We start from the raw sequence: 23,675 nt of genomic DNA on the forward strand, positions 1-23,675 counted from the left end.
ATTTCCGGATAACGCCCCTTCTCAAAAACTTAAACTTCAATTATTCCGTTGTCTTCACCACAAATCCGCCACCAATAGATTTATAAGCCTTGTATTTCTTCTACCGACAGACCTGTTATCTGTGAAATAGTATTAATAGGAATATTCAAAATCTTCATATTACGTGCTGTTTCTTTTTTTTCTTCTGCACGACCTTCTGCACGACCTTCTGCACGACCTTCCGCACGACCTTCCGCACGTTCTGTTAATATATTATCTTTCAATATTACAATATTATCCAAATGACGATAATATGCTTCAAGTTCGGTTTTCGTCATTTTATCAAGTTTCAATCGTTCACGAGCCTCCGTCAAACCGGGAGCAGTAGCACTATCAGGAATATCACCTGTATTCAGATAGCCAATCCATTCTTCCAACGGGCTCTTGGCAACCTGATTAAAGTCATTCACCTTTAGTATATAATATTCAGGATAAAGCTGGCTGACAGCATCGACCTTAAACGTCTGTTTTTGGAACGGAGTCAACTCCAGTACATCATTCTGATGAATCCCTCTGAATTCCGTTTTACCATGATATACTATATCCTTTCCATTGCCTAATGAAAAATAGACAATATTGACGCTATACACTTTACGTACTTTATCATAACCTTCTCCACGATTGATGTACTCGGTCACCAATTTAGAAGTACCAAACAACATACGTTGGAAATAAGCATACTCATTGTTATTCTGAACTTCAATCAGAATAAGTTCTCCTTTAGAGTTCTCCGCAAGCATATCAACACGATTATACTTATCAAACTCATCTTCTTGATTACCTTCACTTTCCAACAATTTCTGAATGACAATCTTTTCATTGAGAAGAGTAGTCAGAAAGCCTTCAAGAACTGCAAAATTGGCTTTATTACGCAATAAGCGTTTCATAGCCCAATCGAAACGAATATAATTACTGGCCATAGGTTCGTCTCCTTTCCCATTTTCTTTTTTCATGCAAACAAAGGTAAGCAGAAAATGTTTAATATCAAGTATATATCCGATAAAATGGTTCATCCAGCCTTAATATATACGACCGAACGTCCTGAACCATATTTTTTCAAAATTCCTTTTTCAATAAATGCATTAATATCCTGCAATGCCTGTGTTTTTGTCTTTCCAACAAGTAAGGCATAATCCTGCCGGTTAATACATGGATTCTTTTCCAAGAATTTATTAAGTCGCTGCAAGCACTTTTCTTCTGCCAATAGATTCTTCACACGAAAAGGCGAATGATAACGTTGTAATACCAATTCAGTCTCAATATCCTTCTTAAACTGACGGTTGATTCTCAAATTAATATCTTTAAGAGATACTGACGGTGAACGCAAGTCTTTTGAATCAGTCACTTCTTTGTTCACACTCAAAGAAAGAGTAAAATAGCCAATATCACCCAATTCAACGGAAAATCCCTTCAAAAGCAAATGTCTCAATTCTTTCGAAATAGCTTCTATGACACCCACCACTTGTGCATGAGGCATATGCTGAAATGCAGTCACTTGTTCTACAAATTCTTCGGCTGTATAACTTCCCTTCAAAACGACACGTGCATGCAAAGGTTGTTCTTCCCCACTTTTTGTGAGATCGGGAGTCTCATAAAGATCATAATTTACACTCATTATCTATTAGTATTTCATTAGGAAAGATTAAACTCCACTTCCCTATTATTAATTATTTATCATGCTATTGAATCTTCGTTCGACTTAAGTCAAGCGATAGTTTTAGTTAAGTCAAGCGATAGTTCAACTTAAGTCAAACGAAAACCAACTTACTAATGAGACAAATGTACGTAGAATATAGAGAAACTAACCTATACCAATTGATATTTTATTTCCTGCAATAAAATGTAAATCTTAAGATTTTATTAAATTCTCCTTATATTATAAGGTAGGGAGAATCTTTTTTTTTACTTTTGTCCCCGAATATTGTGGTACAAGCCATTATAAAAGAAAGAATTATGCAGAAAAACCTTGTCATTGTCGAGTCTCCGGCAAAAGCAAAAACGATTGAAAAGTTTCTTGGGAAAGATTTTAAAGTCCTTTCTAGTTACGGACATATACGTGATCTGAAGAAAAAAGAATTCAGCATCGACGTAGAGAAGAATTTTACACCCAGCTACGAAATTCCGGCAGACAAAAAGGCTCTGGTTAACACGCTGAAGACAGAAGCTAAAGACGCAGAAACCGTATGGCTCGCATCCGATGAGGACCGCGAAGGAGAAGCGATTGCCTGGCATCTTTATGAGGTCTTAAAACTAAAACCGGAAAACACAAAACGAATCGTATTTCATGAAATTACGAAAAGCGCTATCTTAAAAGCGATTGAACAACCACGAGACATAGACCTCAATCTCGTAAATGCACAGCAAGCACGACGGATTCTGGACCGTATCGTAGGTTTCGAACTCTCGCCCGTGCTTTGGAGAAAAGTGAAACCGGCACTTTCTGCCGGACGTGTTCAATCAGTTGCTGTCCGCCTGATCGTTGAACGTGAACGTGAAATACATGCTTTCCAAACGGAAGCTGCTTATCGTATCACTGCCGTATTCCTCGTTCCGGACACGGACGGAAAACTGGTGGAAATGAAAGCTGAACTGGCTCGCCGTATCAAAACAAAAGAAGAAGCAAAAGCTTTCCTCAACGCATGTCAGGGAGCAAGCTTTGCTATCGACGATATCACTACCCGCCCGGTCAAGAAAACACCTCCTGCTCCGTTCACAACATCTACGTTGCAACAGGAAGCCGCACGTAAACTGGGATATACCGTAGCGCAGACCATGATGCTCGCGCAACGCTTATACGAATCGGGATTCATCACTTATATGCGTACGGACTCTGTCAACCTCTCGGAATTTGCGACAGCAGGCAGTAAAGACGCTATCATTAAAATGATGGGCGACCGTTACGTACATCCCCGCCATTTCGAAACAAAGACTAAGGGTGCACAAGAAGCGCATGAGGCCATCCGTCCTACCTATATGGAAAACCAGTCCATTGAAGGAACAGCACAGGAAAAGAAACTGTACGACTTGATATGGAAACGTACCATTGCCTCACAAATGGCAGATGCGGAACTGGAAAAAACAACTGCTACCATAACAATAAGTGGCAGCAGCGATGTATTTACAGCCATCGGTGAAGTGATTAAGTTTGACGGATTCCTGCGTGTATACCGTGAATCTTATGACGATGACAACGAACAGGAAGATGAGAGCCACCTGCTTCCTCCTCTGAAAAAAGGCCAGAAGTTGGAACACGGCCCTATCACCGCAACAGAACGTTTCACCCAACGTCCTCCACGCTATACGGAAGCAAGTCTTGTACGCAAGTTGGAAGAACTGGGTATCGGACGTCCGTCTACGTATGCACCTACTATCTCTACCATCCAGCAACGCGAATATGTGGAAAAAGGTAATAAAGACGGGGAAGAACGGCAGTTTAATGTCATGACATTGAAAGATCGTCAGATTAAGGATGAAAACCATACTGAAATTACCGGTGCAGAAAAGGCGAAGTTATTCCCGACAGACACCGGCACTGTGGTAAATGATTTCCTTACCGAATATTTCCCGGACATTCTGGATTTCAACTTTACCGCCAGCGTAGAAAAGGAATTTGACGAGATTGCAGAAGGAGAAGTGAAATGGACTTCTATCATGAAGAATTTCTATGATAAGTTCCATCCGTCTGTAGAAAACACATTGGCTATCAAGACGGAACATAAAGTAGGCGAACGTATTCTGGGAGAAGAACCGGGAACAGGTAAGACTGTTTCTGTTAAGATTGGTCGCTTCGGTCCTGTTGTACAGATTGGTACTGTAGAAGATGAAGAAAAACCACGCTTTGCACAAATGAAAAAAGGTCAATCCATGGAAACCATCACTTTGGAAGATGCACTGGAATTATTCAAATTACCTCGTACACTGGGCGAATATGAAGGAAAATCAGTCAGTGTAGGCGTAGGCCGTTTCGGTCCGTATATCCTGCATAATAAGGTATATGTATCGCTCCCGAAAACACTTGACCCGATGGAAATTACTTTGGAAGAGGCAGAACAGTTGATTCTGGAGAAACGCCAGAAGGAAGCGGAACGCCACATCAAGACGTTTGAAGAGGAGCCGGAACTTGAGATTCTGAATGGACGTTACGGACCTTATATTACCTATAAGGGTTCCAATTATAAAATACCTAAAGATATCGTCCCGCAGGATTTGAGTTTGGCTAGCTGTTTAGAACTCATCAAATTGCAAGATGAAAAAGGACCAGCGACCACAAAAAAAGGACGATTCGCAAAAAAGAAATAAAAAAAAACAGAAAAAGAGCAAATTATATAATTAAATGTATATATTTGCTCTTTATCTATTTAATACACAAACTTATGAAGCAAACAAATTTAAAGTATTTAATGACAGGAGCACTTATCATATCTTCCATCAGTTGCATGGACAAAGAGCGTGACTTATCCTGGGAGAGAAGACATATGCCAAAAGAAGCATACTTCGACTTCAACATGACCCAAGCTGTTGCTTTGGATATTGATTATTGTTTTAAAAGCGAAAATTATCGTGTCCTTTTTGATGTTTACGATCAAGATCCCATTGAATACTCAACTGACGGCACCGCGTCCAAAAAAGACATAGAGCCTATCTACCGCGCAGTTACAGATGAAGATGGCAAATTCAGCGGGGAGATGAATAATATCTCGGCGGACATCTCGGAAGTATGGTTATCATCGGATTATTTAGCTACCGTATCTCCTCTTAAACTAACGATTGACGAGAGTCATCGGCTTTTATTTAATCAAGATGCATATATCGCTGCCTTACGTTCACAAACGGCATCAAAAACCAGAGGAGTAACCACGAACCAACATACCTATCTAAAAGAATGGAATGTTCTTCCCGATGCAGACTGGGATGACAGAGGAAGACCAACCAACCTGGAACCTAAAATAAATATACCGCCGGCAGACGTACTATACAACATCAAGTATGTTTTCCGAAAGGTTACAGTCAAAGATGAAAACGGTAAAAACAAGGTTATGAACATCAGTCAGAATTATCCGGAGTTTTTTGATGGTACCATTAAAATGACTTCAGATATTCCAATTGTTAACCCGACCGAAGTGAGCCTCGTATTTATAACCAGCTCTGCTGCATGGTACAATACAGTTGGATATTATACCTATCCGACCGATAATCCGCCCCAGAGCGCAAGTGATATAAAACAAATAATCGCATTTCCAAACACCTCTCCTATTTACAAGACTTTAGGAGCAGGAGCATTAGTGTGTGGCGAAGAAATAAAACTCAAATATTGGAATGAAGCTACACAAGAATACGAGGACAAATTTCCCGCCGGAGTCACAATTGGCTGGTGCCTGCAAGGTATGGGATTCAAGAGCAAACTCACCTCAGAAACAGATAAAGACAAAGTGGGTGATATTATAAAAGGTATGGGAGCACGCTACTCCACCAGGAATCTAAACACGAATAATACACAAAGAACCGTATCTCTCCGTGATTCCAAGTCCGGGCAGATTGTAGCGGTAGGATTTGAAGATAATACTGACTTTGATTATGCAGATGCCATATTCTATATTCATACGTCAGAAAAGAATGCGATTGACCCGACATTGCCTTCACTGCCTGAGGACCCCGAAGCAATTCCTGAGCAATATAAAATTTCTTATTCCGGCACACTGGCTTTTGAAGATTTATGGCCTAAGTTAGGTGATTACGATATGAATGACGTAATGGTAAAGTACACCAGTACCATGACCCGAAACGCTCTCGACAATCGCATTTACGAAATAGAAGACAAGTTTATCTTACAGCACTGTGGAGGTTATCTGCAAAACGGATTTGGATATCAATTCCACAAGCTCTCAAACAGCAATGTCAAGAGTGTAAAAATAACGGGGCCTGATGCCAATGGTTTATCAAGTTCTATATACATGGAAGGAAAAGAAACAGAGCCTGGACAGTCTCACCCAACCATTTTGTTGTATGACGACATGACCAAATTCAAAAACGTCACTGATGAATCAAAGAAAGAATATACTGTAACCATCACGCTTGATGGAGCCAGTGAGAAAGATGTGGTACCTCCTTACAATCCGTTTATCTTCATCAGTTCCAATGAGGGTAGAGGCAAAGAATTACATCTGATAAATTACCCCCCGACTGACAAAGCCGACTTATCAATACTGGGAACCGGAAAAGACATCTACAGACCGGAAGAAGGGATGTATTATGTTTCAGCAGACTTGATGCCGTTTGCTATCAATATGCCGGTAAGTAATCTCCCGGTTCCGGAGGAAGGGAAACGAATCGATCAATCATATCCTAAGTTCGCAGGATGGGTATCATCGAATGGAAAACAAAATAAAGATTGGTACAAATAAAGATTAATACGATTTAAATAAGAGCAGGCCGGATATTGGATGGGGAGAATAAAACATGCGGGGTTCCTTTTATATAAAAGAAACCCCGCAAAAGTATATTTTATTCAGAGAAAGTCTTACATTCTGGAAGGAACCTCGATACCCAGTAAATTCATTCCTAAGCGAATGACTTTAGCCACATTAGCAGACAGAGCGATACGGAATACTTTCACCGCTTCATTCTCTTCGCGCAGAATACTATAGTCATGATAGAACTGATTGTATTCTTTCACCAAGTCATAAGTATAATTGGCAATAATAGACGGGCTGTAATCTTCACCGGCTTGTTTTACAACAGCAGCAAAGTCGGCAACCATCTGAATCAACCCTTCTTCCTTCTCACTCAGTTCAATACCAGCCGGAATCTGTTCAGGAATTGTGATACCTGATTCGGCAGCTTTCCGAAGTACAGACTGGATACGTGCGTAGGTGTATTGGATAAACGGACCTGTATTACCGTTGAAGTCGATAGATTCTTTCGGATTGAATGTCATATTCTTACGGGCATCGACTTTCAGAATGAAATATTTCAATGCTCCCAGCCCCACAATACGGGCAATATCATCAGCTTCTTCCTGTGTCAAACCATCCAGTTTTCCAAGTTCTTGTGAAGTTTCTTTAGCAGTGGCAATCATTTCCTCCATCAAGTCGTCAGCATCAACTACCGTACCCTCACGGGATTTCATCTTACCTTCCGGCAGTTCCACCATTCCGTAAGAGAAGTGTACCAGACTCTTACCCCATTCGAAACCAAGTTTATCGAGCAAGATAGAAAGCACCTGGAAGTGATAGTTCTGTTCGTTACCTACTACATAAATCATCTTATTAATCGGGTAATCGGCAAAACGAAGTTTAGCCGTACCGATATCCTGTGTCATATAAACAGAAGTACCGTCACCACGGAGAAGGAGTTTATGATCCAGTCCTTCGGCAGTCAGGTCGGCCCATACGGAACCGTCTTCTTTCTTGTAGAAGAAACCTTTTTCCAGACCTTCCATAACCTTTTCTTTTCCTTCGAGGTAAGTATTGGATTCATAATAGATCTTATCGAAGCTGACACCCATCTTCTTGTAGGTTTCGTCGAATCCGGCATATACCCAATTGTTCATCATTTCCCACAATCCGCGTACTTCCGGATCACCGGCTTCCCACTTCACCAGCATTTCGCGGGCTTCCTGCATCAACGGAGATTCAGCTTCAGCCTTTGCCTTCGCCTCATCATCACTCATTCCCTGCGCTGTAAATTTAGCCATCAGCTCCTTTACTTCCGCTTTATAATGCTTATCGAAAGATACATAATAATCGCCTACCAGATGGTCACCCTTCTTACCCGAAGTTTCAGGAGTTTCACCGTTTCCGTATTTCTTCCATGCCAGCATGGACTTACAGATGTGGATACCACGGTCGTTTACAATATTTGTTTTGACTACCTTATTGCCGTTTGCCGCTACAATGTTAGCCAATGCGTTGCCTAAAAGGTTATTACGCACGTGTCCCAAGTGAAGCGGTTTGTTTGTATTCGGAGAAGAATACTCAATCATCACCAATGGAGAAGCGTCAGTAACCTGCACCAAGCCGTACTGTTCATCTGCCTGGATTTCGTTCAGCAACTCAATCCATGTAGCCGATGCAATAGTCAGGTTCAAGAAGCCTTTTATCACATTAAACGCTGCTACAGCCGGATCGTTTACCTTCAGATATTCACCAATTTCCTGTGCCGTTTGTTCCGGTCCTTTTTTTGACATCTTCAGGAAAGGAAATACCACCAACGTCAAATGTCCTTCAAATTCTTTCTTCGTTTTCTGCAACTGCACCATCTTTTCAGGGACTTCCTGACCGTAAAGTGCTTTGAGTCCGCTGATAACGGACGCTACAAGTTTATCTTCTATCTTCATAATCAAGTTATTTCTTGCGCGCAAAGATACAAAAAAAGGAGACGCATCACGTCTCCTCTCTTAATTTCTTTCAACTATCTATCTTATTCAACAGCTGCAGATAATTCAGCACCAGCTTTAAATTTAGCTACTTTCTTAGCAGGAATAGTAATAGTTGCCTTTGTAGAAGGGTTAATACCAGTTCTTTCAGCTCTTTCGCTTACTGAGAAAGTACCAAAACCTACGAGAGATACTTTGTCACCAGCTTTCATAGCGTTAGTAACTGAAGTGATGAAAGCATCAAGTGCTTTTTTTGCATCGGCTTTGCTCATTTGAGCTTCAGCAGCCATTGCACTAATAAGATCAGACTTATTCATAATACGTAAAATGATTAATTAATATATATGTTACACAAAAGATTATCCCACAATGGATTGATTTCACAAATATAGCCGAACAAAACAACATATCAAATAAAAACATAAAAAAAACGCAGCAAATTATTGAAAAAGAGCTAATAGGAAGCATTTTTCATGCTTTAAAACAGAATTTATTCGTACTTTTGCGTCTATTATCTAAATATTCAGAAATTAAAATGATGCCAACTGTAACTAAAAACCTGATAATTATCAATGTACTAGTATTTTTCGGAACAATCGTAGCCCAACGTTACGGTCTGGATTTAACGAATTATCTGGGATTACATTTTTTCCTTGCAAGTGACTTTAATCCGGCGCAGCTAATCACTTATATGTTCATGCACGGCGGATTCAGCCACATTTTCTTTAATATGTTTGCCGTTTTTATGTTCGGACCGATTCTCGAACAAACCTGGGGCCCCAAACGTTTCCTCTTCTACTATATTCTATGCGGTATCGGTGCGGGACTTATTCAAGAAGGAGTACAGTATATTCAATATGTAACGGAACTTAGTCACTACGCACAAGTGAATATAGGTACAGGCGTTATCCCAATGGAAGAGTATCTGAACATGATGACTACCGTAGGTGCTTCGGGAGCCGTTTACGCCATATTGCTGGCATTCGGTATGCTATTTCCCAATAACCGGTTGTTTATCTTCCCGCTGCCTTTTCCTATCAAAGCGAAGTTCTTCGTTATAGGATATGCCGCAATTGAATTATGGTCAGGACTTGCCAATAGCGCCGGAGACAATGTCGCTCACTTTGCACATTTGGGAGGAATGCTGTTCGGATTGATCCTGATTTTGTACTGGAGAAAAAAAAGCAATAACAATGGGACATATCATAGCTGATTTAAAGGAGACATTCAGAAGAGGAAATATTTTTATCCAACTGATTTATATCAACGTAGGCATCTTTGTAATCGGCACGTTGATCAACGTTTTCTTGCGACTGTTTGAAGTAAGCACCCCCGATATATTCGGTATATTTGCCCTGCCGGCATCCTTTATCGGATTTATTCATCAGCCGTGGTCGTTATTTACTTATATGTTTATGCATGCCGGCATCCTGCATATTCTATTCAATATGCTTTGGCTGTATTGGTTCGGAAGTTTGTTTCTCTACTTTTTCTCGGCAAAACATTTAAGAGGTTTATACGTACTGGGAGGTATTTGTGGAGGGTTGCTGTATATGGTTGCCTACAATGTATTTCCTTTATTCAGCTCGCAAGTAGCGGGGGCAACATTAGTAGGAGCATCGGCCTCCGTGTTAGCCATCGTAGCTGCCACAGCTTATCGTGAGCCTAATTACAGGGTACAACTTTTTCTTTTCGGTGCCATCCGTCTCAAATACCTGGCACTGATCGTTATCGGAATTGATGTATTGTCCATTACCTCAAGCAATGCCGGAGGACATATCGCCCACTTAGGCGGTGCCCTTGCAGGACTTTGGTTTGCCGCCAGCCTAAGCAAAGGAACTGATTTAACTTCCTGGATCAACCGGATTCTGGATGGTTTCATCTCCCTGTTTCAGAAAAAAACATGGAAACGAAAACCGAAAATGAAAGTACACTATGGCAACAGTGCTACCGGTCGTGAGAAGGATTATGATTACAACGCTCAAAAGAAAGCACAGTCTGATGAAGTAGACCGTATCCTGGAAAAACTAAAAAAATCCGGCTACGACAGTCTGACAACAGAAGAAAAGAAAAGCTTGTTCGACGCAAGCAAAAGATAAAAGAATGGAACATATTGGCAAATTTGTCACATATCTGATACTTGCTGTCAACGCTCTCTTTGTGGGAACGTTGATATTAAGTGCTTATAGCCCTTACCTTAACCCGAAAATAAATCCACTTGCCTCCAGTCTGGGACTTGCATTTCCGATATTCCTGACTATTAATCTAATTTTTATCGGTTTCTGGGCATTCGTCAATTACCGCTATGCTCTTTTGCCCGCCATTGGCCTTCTCATTTGTATTCCACAGATACGGACTTATATCCCTTTCAACTCCACCACTAAAACTATTCCGGAAGGAAGCATCAAAATCCTGTCGTACAATGTAATGAGTTTCAGCAATCTGGAGAAGAAAGGCGGAAAGAACCCGATATTGTCTTATCTTGCAGATAGCAATGCCGATATTATCTGTCTGCAAGAATATAACACTGCTACCAACAAAAAGTATCTGACAGAACAGGATGTAAAAAAAGCATTGAAGGCCTATCCTTACCAATCCATCCACCAGCAAGGAAAAGGAGATGTTCAGCTTGCCTGTTTCTCCAAATTCCCTATACTTTCGATACATCCTATCGAATATAAAAGCAATTATAACGGTTCCATGAGATATGTACTGAATGTGAATAACGACACTCTTACATTAATCAACAATCATCTGGAATCTAACAAACTCACCAAAGAAGACAGAGGGATTTATGAAGATATGATTAAAGACCCGAATGCCAGGAAAGTAAAAACCGGACTCAGACAGTTAATAAGAAAACTAGCGGAAGCATCGGCCATTCGGGCTTCACAAGCAGATTCCGTGGCGAGAGTCATTGCCGAAAGTAAATACCCGACAACCATCGTATGCGGTGATTTCAACGATGGTTCCATTTCGTACACACACCGCATCCTGACTCAAGAGCTGGACGACGCATTCACACAATCCGGCAAAGGTCTGGGGATCTCCTACAATCTGAACAAGTTCTATTTCCGCATAGACAACATCTTGATCAGTCCCAACCTGAAGGCCTACAATTACACCGTAGACCGGTCTATCAAGGCATCAGACCATTACCCGATCTGGTGCTATATCAGTAAACGATGAGAACTGAAAACTCTAATAAAAAAACACTTATGATGATTAAAAAGACACTAACCATTTTAGCAGTAAGTTGTATGATGTACTCCTGTGCTACGAAAACAGAAAGCAATCCTTTCTTTACAGAGTTTCAAACCGAGTATGGTGTTCCTTCTTTTGACAAGATTGAATTAGAGCACTATGAACCTGCCTTTTTAAAAGGTATAGAAGAACAGAATCAAAACATCGAAGCCATCATCGAAAGTCCGGAAATTCCGACATTCGAAAATACGATTGTAGCTTTAGATAACAGCGCACCTATCTTAGACCGGGTAAGCGCCATTTTCTTCAATATGACAGATGCGGAAACTACTGATTCGCTGACCGCACTTTCCATCAAACTGGCACCGGTTCTTTCGGAACATAATGATAATATCTCCCTGAATGGGAAACTATTCAAACGGGTGAACGATGTCTACCAAAAGAAAGATTCATTGAATCTGACGTCGGAGCAAGAACGTCTGCTGGACAAGACTTATAAAAGATTTGTCCGTTCCGGAGCAAACCTTAGCGAAAAAGATCAAGCTCGCCTCCGCGAAATCAACAAGGAGCTTTCTACACTTGGTATCACTTTCAGCAACAATGTGTTGAATGAGAATAATGCTTTCCAACTTTTCGTTGACAAGGAAGAAGATCTGGCAGGATTGCCTGAATGGTTCCGCCAAAGTGCCGCTGAAGAAGCGAAAGCAGCCGGACAACCGGGAAAATGGCTGTTCACCTTGCACAACGCCAGCCGTCTGCCTTTCCTGCAATATTCAGAAAATCGCCCTCTCCGGGAGCAAATATACAAAGCCTATATCAACCGCGGCAACAACAACGATGGAAATGACAACAAGGAAAATATCCGCAAAATCGTTTCTCTCCGCCTGGAAAAAGCGAACTTATTAGGTTTCGACTGTTACGCAAACTTCGTCCTGGATGAAACCATGGCAAAGAACGCCAGCAACGTAATGAGCCTTCTGAACAATCTATGGAGCTATGCACTCCCCAAAGCGAAAACAGAAGCTGGCGAACTCCAAAAGTTAATGGACAAGGAAGGAAAAGGAGAAAAGTTGGAAGCATGGGACTGGTGGTATTACACCGAAAAATTGCGGAAAGAAAAATACAATCTGTCAGAAGAAGATACAAAACCTTACTTCAAACTGGAAAATGTACGCGATGGTGCTTTCGCCGTAGCCAACAAATTATATGGCATCACCCTAAGCAAACTGGAAGGCATACCGACTTATCACCCGGATGTAGAAGTCTTTGAGGTGAAAGATGCAGACGGATCCCAGCTCGGTATCTTCTATGTAGACTATTTCCCACGTTCCGGGAAAAGCGGGGGTGCATGGATGAGCAACTACCGTGAGCAATGTGGAACAACCCGTCCGTTGGTATGCAATGTTTGTAGTTTTACCAAGCCGGTAGGCGACACTCCTTCTTTATTGACCATGGATGAAGTGGAAACCTTGTTCCACGAATTTGGTCACGCCCTGCACGGACTGCTGACCAAATGTGAATACAAAGGAACATCAGGAACCAATGTGGTACGTGACTTTGTAGAACTTCCTTCTCAAATCAACGAGCACTGGGCGACTGAACCGGAAGTGCTGAAAATGTATGCCAAACATTATCAGACAGGAGAAGTGATACCCGACGAAATCATCGAGAAGATACTGCAACAGAAAACTTTCAACCAGGGCTTCATGACCACCGAATTACTGGCTGCCGCCATCCTCGACATGAACCTGCACACGATGACAGATGTAAAGAATCCGGATATGCTTGCATTCGAAAAAGAAGCGATGGACAAGCTTAATTTGATTCCCGAAATAGCACCGCGTTATCGTGTGACTTACTTCAACCATATCATTGGCGGATACGCGGCCGGATACTATAGTTACCTATGGGCCAACGTATTGGACAATGATGCTTTCGAAGCTTTCAAAGAACACGGAATCTTTGATAAAAACACCGCCGACCTGTTCCGCCATAACGTATTGGAGAAGGGAGACAGCGAAGACCCGATGGTGCTTTATAAAAATTTCCGTGGAACGGAACCAAGCCTGGAACCACTACTGAAAAACAGAGGAATGAAATAATTCAGCAAAAAAGCCCTTAAACATCAAATATTTGAGGGCTTCTTACATATAAATGTGAAAAAAAAACTATATTTGCAGCCTTGTATACGGCAAAAAGAACTTGTGTACGACAGAATTTAACTGAAAATTAAATTAAAAAAGTAATCATCATAAATTAAAAGTAAAATGCAAAACAAAGGATTTGTAAAGGTTTTTGCGGTACTACTCACATTGGTATGTTTGTTCTACCTTTCCTTCTCCTTCGTAACACGCCATTATACCAACAAGGCGAAAGAAGTTGCGAACGGTGACCCGAAAGTGGAACAAGACTACCTCGACTCTCTCTCCAATGAGAAAGTATGGTTGGGTAACTGGACGCTGAAACAATGTCGTGAGATGGAGATTAGTTTAGGTTTGGACCTAAAGGGTGGTATGAACGTTATCCTTGAAGTATCTGTACCTGATGTTATCAAAGCACTGGCTGACAACAAGCCGGATGAAGCTTTCAACAATGCATTGGCAGAAGCTGCAAAACAGGCTGTCAACAGCCAGGACGATATCATCACCCTGTTTGTTAGAGAATATCACAAAGCTGCTCCTAACGCAAAACTTTCCGAACTCTTCGCAACACAACAGTTGAAAGACAAAGTTAACCAAAAATCATCGGATGCAGAAGTTGAAAAAGTATTGAGAACAGAAGTAAAAGCTGCTGTTGAGAACTCATATAACGTACTTCGTACCCGTATCGACCGTTTCGGTGTTGTTCAGCCGAATATCCAGAGCCTGGAAGACAAAATGGGGCGTATCATGGTGGAATTGCCGGGTATCAAAGAGCCGGAACGTGTGAGAAAACTTCTCCAAGGTTCTGCTAACCTGGAATTCTGGGAAACTTATACAGCTAAAGAAGTTCTTCCTGCCATGCAATCTGCAGACGCTAAATTGCGCGCTATATTGGCACAGGAGACAGATGTAGACTCTGCCGCTGTAGATTCTTCCAAAGAAGCTCCGCTTGCAGAAGCTACTCCGGCCAAGAAAAGCGTAAGTGCTGCCGACAGTCTTGCTGCTGCCCTGAAAGGAGATGCAGTTGCTGAAGAGAATTCAACAGCCAACCTGGCAGAAATTAAAAAACAATATCCTCTGCTGGCTATCCTGCAATTAAACTCTAGCGGACAAGGTCCTGTCATCGGTTACGCTAACTACAAAGATACTGCTGATATCAACAAATATCTGGCTATGCCGGAAGTTAAAGCAGAACTCCCGAAAGACCTTCGTCTGAAATGGGGTGTTTCTCCTTCTGAATTTGACAAGAAAGGACAGACTTTCGAATTATATGCTATCAAGTCTACCGAACGTAACGGCAAAGCTCCGTTGGAAGGCGATGTAGTAACAGATGCGAAAGACGAATTCGACCAATACAGCAAACCGGCTGTCAGCATGACAATGAACTCTGACGGTGCACGTCGTTGGGCACAGTTGACCAAACAGAACATCGGCCGCTCTATTGCTATCGTTCTTGATAACTATGTATATTCTGCACCAAACGTAAACTCTGAAATCACAGGTGGACGTTCACAGATTACAGGTCATTTTACCCCTGAACAAGCAAAAGACTTGGCAAACGTATTGAAATCAGGTAAGATGCCGGCTCCGGCTCACATCGTACAGGAAGATATCGTTGGTCCGTCATTGGGTCAAGAATCTATCAATGCAGGTGTATTCTCATTCGTAGTGGCTCTGATTCTGTTGATGATCTATATGTGTATGATGTACGGCTTCATACCGGGTATGATTGCCAATGGTGCATTGTTCCTGAACTTCTTCTTCGTATTAGGTGTCCTCTCCTCCTTCCAGGCAGCATTGACAATGTCCGGTATTGCCGGTATGGTGTTGTCACTAGGTATGGCAGTGGATGCGAACGTACTTATCTACGAACGTACAAAAGAAGAACTTCGTGCGGGTAAAGGTGTGAAGAAAGCACTTGCTGACGGTTATTCCAACGCATTCTCCGCTATCTTCGACTCGAACCTGACATCCATCATCACAGGTATCATTCTGTTTAACTTCGGTACCGGTCCGATCCGTGGTTTTGCCACGACATTGATTATCGGTATTCTGGTATCCTTCTTCACCGCTGTGTTCATGACTCGTATAGTTTACGAACACTTCATGAACAAGGACAAACTGTTGAACCTTACATTCACAACCCCTGTTTCAAGAAACTTGATGACCAACACACGTTTTGATTTTATGGGAACAAACAAAAAATCCCTTATCATCACTGTAGCCATCATCCTCGTTTGTATCGGTTCATTTGCCATGCGTGGTTTAAGTCAGAGTATCGACTTTACCGGTGGACGTAATTTCAAAGTACAATTCGAGAATCCGGTAGAACCCGAACAGATTCGTGAATTGATCTCCAGCAAGTTCGGTGATGCTAACGTTAGTGTTATCGCTATCGGTACAGACAAGAAAACTGTACGTATCAGTACCAACTACCGTATTGAAGATGCAGGAAACGATGTTGACTCTCAAATCGAAGCATACTTATATGAGACTTTGAAACCTGTGCTGACTCAAAACATCACTCTAGCTACCTTTATCGACCGTGATAATCACACTGGTGGTAGTATTGTAAGTTCTCAAAAAGTGGGTCCAAGTATCGCAGACGATATCAAGACAGGTGCTATTTATTCTGTAGTATTGGCATTGATCGCTATCGGTCTGTATATCTTAATCCGTTTCCGCAACATCGCATATAGTATTGGCTCTATCGTAGCTCTATCGTGCGATACCATCATGATTATCGGTGCTTACTCATTGTTATGGGGCATCGTTCCATTCTCACTGGAAATCGATCAAACATTCATTGGGGCTATCCTGACAGCTATCGGTTACTCTATCAATGACAAGGTGGTAATCTTCGACCGTGTGCGTGAGTTCTTCGGCCTGTATCCGAAACGTGACAAACGTCAGTTGTTCAACGATTCATTGAACACTACACTTGCACGTACTATCAATACATCATTAAGTACATTGATCGTATTGCTGTGTATCTTCATCCTTGGCGGTGATTCAATCCGCAGCTTTGCATTCGCAATGATCTTGGGTGTTGTTATCGGTACATTGTCATCACTGTTCATTGCATCTCCGATTGCATACAACATGATGAAGAACAAAAAAGTTGTACCAGTAACTACGGAAGAATAATAAATTCCAGAAATAGAAAAAGCCTCTTCCGAACAATTCGGTAGAGGCTTTTTCTATTGATTATTAAAACAAATAGAAGCTATAAGACGTTCATCTTAAAAGAGGCCATTGTTAAACTTAAAACCAGATACAGCATGAAAGCAAACCAAAACAACTTCTCACAGATTCTCCGTAGTAGCCCCGAGGGGAATCGAACCCCTATCTAAAGTTTAGGAAACTTCTATTCTATCCGTTGAACTACAAGGCCGCTTCAAATTTGCTTGCAAAGATAACGGTTTCTGTCGATTTAACAAGAATAAAAATACAGGTTCCTTTCAGATATTTCAAATAATTGGCGTCAATAGGACAATAAAGTTCGATTTATTTTGATAATTCGATTAACTTTCCGACCTTTGCGCTCACAAATTGAAAGTAAAATCAGTTTTTAAATTAAATATAGTAATTAAAGTTATGGCAGACGAAATGATGGTTAAAGAATTGGAGGAAGTAGTAGTACGTTTCTCCGGCGACTCCGGCGACGGTATGCAGCTGGCCGGCAACATCTTCTCGAACGTGTCGGCTACGGTAGGAAATGACATCTGTACATTCCCCGACTACCCGGCAGACATCCGCGCCCCGCAAGGTTCACTGACCGGTGTTTCCGGTTTTCAGGTCCACATCGGTGCCGGACAGGTTTACACTCCCGGAGACCGTTGCCACGTATTAGTGGCTATGAATCCTTCCGCACTGAAAACACAAATCAAATTCTGTAAACCGCAAGGACTTATCATTACCGACTCCGACTCATTCGAAGCCAGAGATTTGGAAAAAGCACAATTCAAGACTGACAATCCTTTTGAGGAATTAGGCATAAAACAGGAAGTGCTGGAAGTTCCCATCTCTTCCATGTGTAAAGAGAGCCTGAAAGACTCCGGACTAGACAATAAATCAGCACTCCGTTGTAAGAACATGTTCGCACTCGGACTGGTTTGCTGGTTGTTCAACCGCAACCTTGCCGCTGCTGAAAAAATGTTGCGTGAGAAATTCGCCAAGAAACCCGAAATTGCAGAAGCTAATATTAAGGTATTGAACGATGGTTTCAACTATGGTGCCAACACACATGCTTCTGTCTCTACTTATAAAATTGAAAGTAAAGCTCCGAAATCAAAAGGACTTTATACAGATATCAACGGAAATAAAGCAACGGCTTATGGCTTGATTGCTGCTGCCGAGAAAGCAGGTCTGGAACTCTACCTGGGTTCTTATCCTATCACTCCGGCCACTGATATTCTGCACGAATTAGCTAAACATAAATCACTGGGAGTAAAAACCGTACAGTGCGAAGATGAAATCGCAGGTTGTGCTTCTGCCGTTGGTGCCGCTTTTGCCGGTGCTTTGGCTGTAACGACTACTTCCGGCCCCGGTATTTGTTTGAAAAGTGAGGCTATGAACCTTGCTGTAATTGGCGAACTTCCATTGGTGATTGTGAATGTGCAACGTGGCGGTCCGTCAACAGGTTTGCCTACTAAATCAGAACAGACAGACTTATTGCAGGCACTTTACGGACGCAATGGTGAAAGTCCAATGCCGGTGATTGCCGCAACTTCACCGACAAACTGTTTCGATGCCGCATACATGGCATGTAAGATTGCTCTGGAACACATGACTCCGGTTGTACTGCTGACAGATGCTTTCGTTGCTAACGGCTCGGCTGCCTGGAAACTTCCTAACTTAAACGAATATCCTGCCATCAATCCTCCATACGTGACTCCGGACATGGCTGGTAACTGGACTCCATACCAACGCAATGAAGAAACCGGTGCACGCTACTGGGCGATTCCGGGAACTGAAGGATTCATGCACCGCATCGGTGGTCTTGAAAAGAGCAATGAAACAGGTGCGATCTCTACCGAACCTGAAAACCATAATAAGATGGTTCATCTCCGCCAAGCTAAAGTGGATAAGATTGCAGACTATATCCCCGAACTCGAAGTACTGGGTGATGAAGATGCAGATTTACTGATTGTTGGTTGGGGCGGCACGTATGGTCATCTCCGTCTGGCTATGGACTTTATGCGCGATCATGGAAAGAAAGTGGCTTTCGCACACTTCCAGTACATCAACCCGCTGCCAAAGAATACAGCCGATGTATTGCGTAAATACAAGAAGATCGTAGTAGCTGAACAGAATTTGGGACAATTCGCAGGTTTTTTACGGATGAAGATACCCGGATTGAACATCAGCCAGTTCAACCAAGTGAAAGGACAACCTTTCGTTACGAGAGAATTGATAGATGCATTCACTAAATTATTGGAGGAATAAAAGATGAGCGATAAAGTATATACCGTACAAGATTATAAATCAGGCCAACCTCGCTGGTGTCCGGGATGCGGTGACCACGCTTTCCTGAACTCACTGCACAAAGCTATGGCCGAATTGGGAGTAGCTCCGCACAATATTGCCGTCATTTCCGGTATCGGTTGTTCTTCCCGCCTGCCCTACTATGTAAATACGTATGGCTTCCACACGATTCACGGACGTGCCGCTGCTGTTGCAACAGGTGCAAAAGTGGCCAACCCTGATTTGACAATCTGGCAAATTTCCGGTGACGGTGACGGTCTGGCAATTGGTGGTAACCACTTCATCCACGCATTACGCCGTAACATCGATTTGAATATGATCCTGCTGAACAACCGTATCTACGGTTTGACAAAGGGACAATATTCACCGACTTCGGAACGTGGACTTGTTACGAAATCATCTCCTTACGGTACCGTAGAAGATCCATTCCATCCGGCAGAACTTGCTTTTGGTGCCCGTGGACATTTCTTTGCACGTTGTATTGCAGTAGACGGTGCCGCTTCTGTAGAGGTATTGAAAGCTGCTGCTAATCACAAAGGCGCCTCTGTTATAGAAGTTCTGCAAAACTGCGTGATCTTCAACGATGGCACTCATGCTTCTGTAGCCACCAAAGAAGGACGTGCCAAGAACGCTATCTATCTGGAACATGGCAAACCCATGTTGTTTGGTGAAAACAAGGAATTCGGATTGATGCAGGAAGGTTTCGGACTGAAAGTGGTGAAACTTGGTGAAAATGGTATCACAGAAAAAGATATTCTTATTCACGATGCCCACTGCCAAGATAATACGCTTCAGTTGAAACTAGCGTTAATGGAAGGTCCTGATTTCCCGATTGCACTCGGTGTGATCCGCGATGTAGATGCTCCAACCTACAATGATGCTGTAATTGGACAGATTGAAGAAATCAAAGGCAAGAAGAAATATCATAATTTCCAGGAGCTGTTGATGACGAATGATACTTGGGAAGTGAAGTAATTCACTGCTCATCAATAATAAAAGAGCTGGAGGAAGGATAAAACATCCCTTTCTCCAGCTTTCATTATAAATACACCTCAAGCTTGCTTAAAGGTCATCTTCAGTCATCCCACAGCATGCTGGACGTCACCCCACAAGCCGTGGTTTGTTTCATACCATGAAACCATTTGTTGTACTAAATCCCGCATACGTAATAGCTAAAGTTTAGTTTTCTGTATGCGGGATTTAGTATAACAAAGTGTATACCTATAAGAAAGCATACTTTTGTTAAAATCTAGTGTATAACCACCTTTTATACAAAGGTTACGACATTAAGGTTGGCTATTACGGAGATAAGGAAATTGATTTTATCGGAGAAAAGAATGGAGAAAAACTATACATACAGGTCGCTTAAAAAATAGATGGCGACACAGCAGAAAGAGAATTTGGAAACTTACTAAAGATACAGGACAACTATCCCAAAATAGTGGTAACAGAAGATACATTCAGCGGAAATAGCTATGAGGGCATACGTCATTGTCCTATACGCCAGTTCTTAATGGAGTAAACCATACGATATACGAAAAATAAATGCAGTACACCATTAGGTTACCACGAGCAATCAAATCGCCTTTGGTGTGCTGCATTTACATTTGAGTCAAGTCATCTATAATACCATGGGGTTGCTACAAGACAGGCGGCAATGTCCATTGTTAGTTAGTAATAGACAGCTCGGTTACCTTATACGGATGCTTTACTGCTGCATGGGCAGCTTTCTGGGCAACAGCTTTCCTCGCCTCATCCAACCCTTCCGGGGCATAAGGATTCCCGACTACATTGTGTTTGAAGATGCGTTCGAACCAGGTACAGGCAGCGGTATAACGCCCAATCTTCACATCCAGATGATAGCCATCCCGATTCAGATGGTCGCCGATGAAAGAGGTGCGCGCATTTTGTATGGCAGTGCCCGAAGGGATGACAATCTTTATCTTATTCACCTTAGCCGCTTTCTTCACAGCATCGGCAATTGCCTGATACATGGTCAGTTGATTGCAGTTGTAGTTTTTAAATCCACTATGCTTGGAAGTAGACGCATACGCCCAGGTTTGGTGCAGCATCAGCTTTGTTTTCTTTGGAAGGCGTGCTTTTACATATTCTATGAGCTCGGGAAGAGAGGCTTCATACGTCTCATACATTCCCGAAAAAGGACTTGCCTGTTGCAGGCTGACGTAATCCCAGTCTTCATCTGCGAGCACCGCTTCCAAAGACATCTTGCCCTTTTCCCCTTTCTTTCCATCCGTACCGATTTTCCGGTAGGCATAGGCAGGAGCATTTTCACGGGCATTTTTCACATGACGTTCTAGAGAACAGCCGCCAATAAACATATTGCCGATTATGGTTGAAATGCCTTCGGCTTCGGCAAGTTCATGCAGATATTGCTCCACGGCATCCTGAGAGAAACTGTTGCCGATAGCAAGTATCCTGACCGTTTTTTGCTGCGCATACACTCCTCCGGCAAGAAGGAGCAGTATGCACATACAAATCACTACAATCTTATATTTCTTCATCACATTCAAATATAGCTAAACTTATCGATTATTTCTCTTTTTTATGTAATAATCTCTCATCAGATACCACGCTTTCTTACGCATACCCTGGTCGGATATGAGCCCTTTGCGGTTCCAGCCATCCTGATTGGTGGGGTGGAAACGGAACGGCGAACGGAAGTCGAACAGAATCCAGGGCGATACACCACGCAGGTTCGGGATATTGTCGAACATACGGATATTGTCTCTATACAAGCGTGCCTGGTATTCTTCACTCCAGGAGCTGACTACGTTCTCATCACCGGACTGACCGTACAATGCTTCGCCGCCAAATTCCGAGATAATCAACGGTTTGTCCGTCACTACTTCCCATATAGCGTCTTTTGGTTCCACAGGCCACGGATGATACCAGCCCATATATTTATTGATAGCTACGACGTCCAGTTGGGAAGTAAAAGAATCTTCCATTACAAAACGCTGTTTTTCGCTATTGAAGTGCACAAGGTCGAAAGCGGCAACATACAGGCGGGTAGTGTCCAGCTGTTTTCCCGTTTCGAGCAGGGAAGTAAGGAATTCATTCCGTTCTTTGGAAGGCTGTGTTTCATTGGCAACACCCCAATAACCTACCGCGCAGCGGTTTTGATCGCGCTTAATCATTTCAGAAAGCATCCTCTGCGCTTTCTTACGGGTATCATCGTCTGTAAAGTCAATGCCTTGCCAAATGGGAATCTCCTGCCAGAGAAGGAAGCCCATCTTTTCCGCCAGGCGTACCGTGTACTCATTCTGCGGATAATGAGCCAGGCGAATCATGTTCACGCCAAGCGCTTTCGCTTCATTTAGTAACATGGCTGCATCGGCTTCCGAGAAAGCACGCCCCATACGTTGCGGGATTTCTTCGTGGAAAGAGATACAGCACATAAATGTCGGCTTCCCGTTCAGGTAAATATCAGTTCCTTTCACGGTGATATTGCGGAAGCCTATTTGCTCTTCCACACGGTCGGCACTTGAAGATACAGTCACGCCATAGAGTTTCGGTTCTTCCGGCGACCAGTGTTGCAGCTTCTTCGCGTTCAATACGGTTTCCGCCTTTCCTTCTGCGTCGGTGGTGAGCTCCGCGTTGATTTTGAGTTCGGGGATGGCAACTGTTACTTTCTCACCTACTTTTTTATCAGAAAGACGCACGCGGGCGATGATGCGATCGGGAGCATTTTTATCCAGTTGGACGAAATAATCTTCTATAAATGTCCGAGGAGTTTTCACCAGCAGCACATCTCTTGTGATGCCGCCATAGTTCCACCAGTCGAATGCCAAAGCGGGAATGGCGTCTTTGGTACGGCGGTTGTTCACTTCTATTGCCAGGAAGTTGTCGCCGTCTTTCAACAGGTCTGTCACTTCCACTTGAAAAGGGGTGAAGCCGCCTTCGTGCTCTGCTATCTCTTTTCCGTTCAGGTAGACTTTGCAACGATAGCTGACAGCGCCGAAATAAAGGAACTGGCGTTTGTCTGCCAAGCGTTTGGCGTCAAAGTGACGGGCATACCATACAGTGCCTTCGTAATACTTCAATTCGGGCGATTGAGAGTTCCAGTCTCCCGGAACATTAAGACGCAACCCGCCTTCAAACGCGTATTCGTAGAAATCGATATTTCCTTCCGGTTGCCGGTTCTCATAGATTTTCATCCGTTGCCCCTGGTCGTACAGGTCGATGATAGCATTCCATTTACCATTCAGCGAATGGATGTTGCGACCATATACATTCGTTATCAGCTCCTGTGCCGCAACGCTTCCAGCAAAAACGATTAGCAACAATAGACATAGACTTAATTTCTCACCTGTTTTCATTTAAGTATGTTGTTATAATTAGTGTATATAATAAGTTCAGGCACGGATTATACGGATTTCACGGTTTTTAGAATAGAATAGGTAAAACAA

Annotated in this window: 15 protein-coding genes, 1 tRNA gene and 1 pseudogene; 10 read left to right on the top strand and 7 right to left on the bottom strand. The window is 42.6% G+C overall.

Annotated features, from left to right (window positions below; all coding sequences use genetic code 11):
- Positions 1–80 precede the first annotated feature (80 nt).
- Together AAHJ11_RS15395 and AAHJ11_RS15400 are read right to left on the bottom strand one after the other, a co-directional pair.
- Positions 81–992 (bottom strand): Rpn family recombination-promoting nuclease/putative transposase, encoded by a 912-nt coding sequence (locus tag AAHJ11_RS15395; protein ID WP_148365592.1) that lies wholly within the window; start codon positions 990–992, stop codon positions 81–83.
- Between the two features lie 56 nt (positions 993–1,048).
- The gene (locus AAHJ11_RS15400; protein ID WP_148365593.1) at positions 1,049–1,654 is read right to left on the bottom strand and encodes a DNA-binding protein; all 606 of its coding nucleotides are present in this window, start codon (positions 1,652–1,654) and stop codon (positions 1,049–1,051) included.
- Between the two features lie 338 nt (positions 1,655–1,992).
- Between AAHJ11_RS15400 and topA the strand changes: the two genes are divergently transcribed.
- A complete protein-coding gene (gene topA / locus AAHJ11_RS15405) occupies positions 1,993–4,338 on the top strand; it encodes a type I DNA topoisomerase (RefSeq protein WP_413579765.1) in 2,346 nt (781 codons plus the stop codon).
- A 74-nt stretch (positions 4,339–4,412) separates the two neighbouring features.
- Positions 4,413–6,440 carry an LruC domain-containing protein gene (locus tag AAHJ11_RS15410; protein WP_413579766.1) on the top strand — a complete coding sequence of 676 codons (2,028 nt, stop codon included), beginning with the start codon at positions 4,413–4,415 and terminating at the stop codon, positions 6,438–6,440.
- 116 nt (positions 6,441–6,556) lie between these two features.
- Here the strand turns inward: AAHJ11_RS15410 and argS are convergent, their stop codons facing one another.
- Positions 6,557–8,374 carry an arginine--tRNA ligase gene (argS, locus tag AAHJ11_RS15415; protein WP_259021674.1) on the bottom strand — a complete coding sequence of 606 codons (1,818 nt, stop codon included), beginning with the start codon at positions 8,372–8,374 and terminating at the stop codon, positions 6,557–6,559.
- A gap of 83 nt (positions 8,375–8,457) precedes the next feature.
- Positions 8,458–8,730 (bottom strand): HU family DNA-binding protein, encoded by a 273-nt coding sequence (locus AAHJ11_RS15420; protein WP_004296482.1) that lies wholly within the window; start codon positions 8,728–8,730, stop codon positions 8,458–8,460.
- Positions 8,731–8,951: 221 nt separating this feature from the next.
- Here AAHJ11_RS15420 and AAHJ11_RS15425 point away from each other — a divergent pair, with 221 nt between their 5' ends.
- The 5 genes from AAHJ11_RS15425 (at position 8,952) to secDF (ending at position 16,905) form a co-directional block, all read left to right on the top strand.
- The gene (locus AAHJ11_RS15425) at positions 8,952–9,626 is read left to right on the top strand and encodes a rhomboid family intramembrane serine protease (protein ID WP_217721032.1); all 675 of its coding nucleotides are present in this window, start codon (positions 8,952–8,954) and stop codon (positions 9,624–9,626) included.
- Positions 9,607–10,512, top strand: a complete 906-nt coding sequence (locus AAHJ11_RS15430; protein ID WP_234133057.1) for a rhomboid family protein — start codon at positions 9,607–9,609, stop codon at positions 10,510–10,512. The genes AAHJ11_RS15425 and AAHJ11_RS15430 overlap by 20 nt, the downstream gene beginning before the upstream one ends.
- Before the next feature lie 4 nt (positions 10,513–10,516).
- Positions 10,517–11,602: an endonuclease/exonuclease/phosphatase family protein gene (locus AAHJ11_RS15435; RefSeq protein ID WP_413579769.1), complete on the top strand. Its 1,086-nt coding sequence runs from the start codon at positions 10,517–10,519 to the stop codon at positions 11,600–11,602.
- A 32-nt stretch (positions 11,603–11,634) separates the two neighbouring features.
- On the top strand, positions 11,635–13,719 hold the full coding sequence (locus AAHJ11_RS15440; protein ID WP_258981863.1) for a M3 family metallopeptidase: 2,085 nt from the start codon (positions 11,635–11,637) through the stop codon (positions 13,717–13,719).
- Between the two features lie 165 nt (positions 13,720–13,884).
- Positions 13,885–16,905 (top strand): protein translocase subunit SecDF, encoded by a 3,021-nt coding sequence (secDF, locus tag AAHJ11_RS15445; protein ID WP_148365599.1) that lies wholly within the window; start codon positions 13,885–13,887, stop codon positions 16,903–16,905.
- A 175-nt stretch (positions 16,906–17,080) separates the two neighbouring features.
- Here secDF and AAHJ11_RS15450 read toward each other — a convergent pair.
- A tRNA-Arg gene (locus AAHJ11_RS15450) sits at positions 17,081–17,152 on the bottom strand.
- Positions 17,153–17,355: 203 nt separating this feature from the next.
- On the opposite strand from AAHJ11_RS15450, the gene AAHJ11_RS15455 reads away from it, so the two are divergent.
- From AAHJ11_RS15455 to AAHJ11_RS15465, 3 genes and pseudogenes are all read left to right on the top strand, one after another.
- Entirely contained in the window at positions 17,356–19,206 is a 1,851-nt protein-coding gene (locus tag AAHJ11_RS15455; RefSeq protein WP_217720947.1) for a 2-oxoacid:acceptor oxidoreductase subunit alpha, read from the top strand.
- 3 nt (positions 19,207–19,209) lie between these two features.
- Positions 19,210–20,220, top strand: a complete 1,011-nt coding sequence (locus AAHJ11_RS15460) for a 2-oxoacid:ferredoxin oxidoreductase subunit beta (protein WP_148365601.1) — start codon at positions 19,210–19,212, stop codon at positions 20,218–20,220.
- A gap of 271 nt (positions 20,221–20,491) precedes the next feature.
- Positions 20,492–20,767 (top strand): annotated as a pseudogene (locus AAHJ11_RS15465) (ATPase); the annotation flags it as partial.
- Between the two features lie 145 nt (positions 20,768–20,912).
- Here the strand turns inward: AAHJ11_RS15465 and AAHJ11_RS15470 are convergent.
- Positions 20,913–21,767: a DUF4886 domain-containing protein gene (locus tag AAHJ11_RS15470; protein ID WP_148365845.1), complete on the bottom strand. Its 855-nt coding sequence runs from the start codon at positions 21,765–21,767 to the stop codon at positions 20,913–20,915.
- A 21-nt stretch (positions 21,768–21,788) separates the two neighbouring features.
- Positions 21,789–23,585: a glycoside hydrolase family 2 protein gene (locus tag AAHJ11_RS15475; RefSeq protein ID WP_320978916.1), complete on the bottom strand. Its 1,797-nt coding sequence runs from the start codon at positions 23,583–23,585 to the stop codon at positions 21,789–21,791.
- Positions 23,586–23,675: the final 90 nt, after the last annotated feature.

It is taken from the genome of Bacteroides sp. 90-K9/2 (assembly GCF_047310725.1).
Lineage (GTDB): Bacteria > Bacteroidota > Bacteroidia > Bacteroidales > Bacteroidaceae > Bacteroides > Bacteroides vicugnae.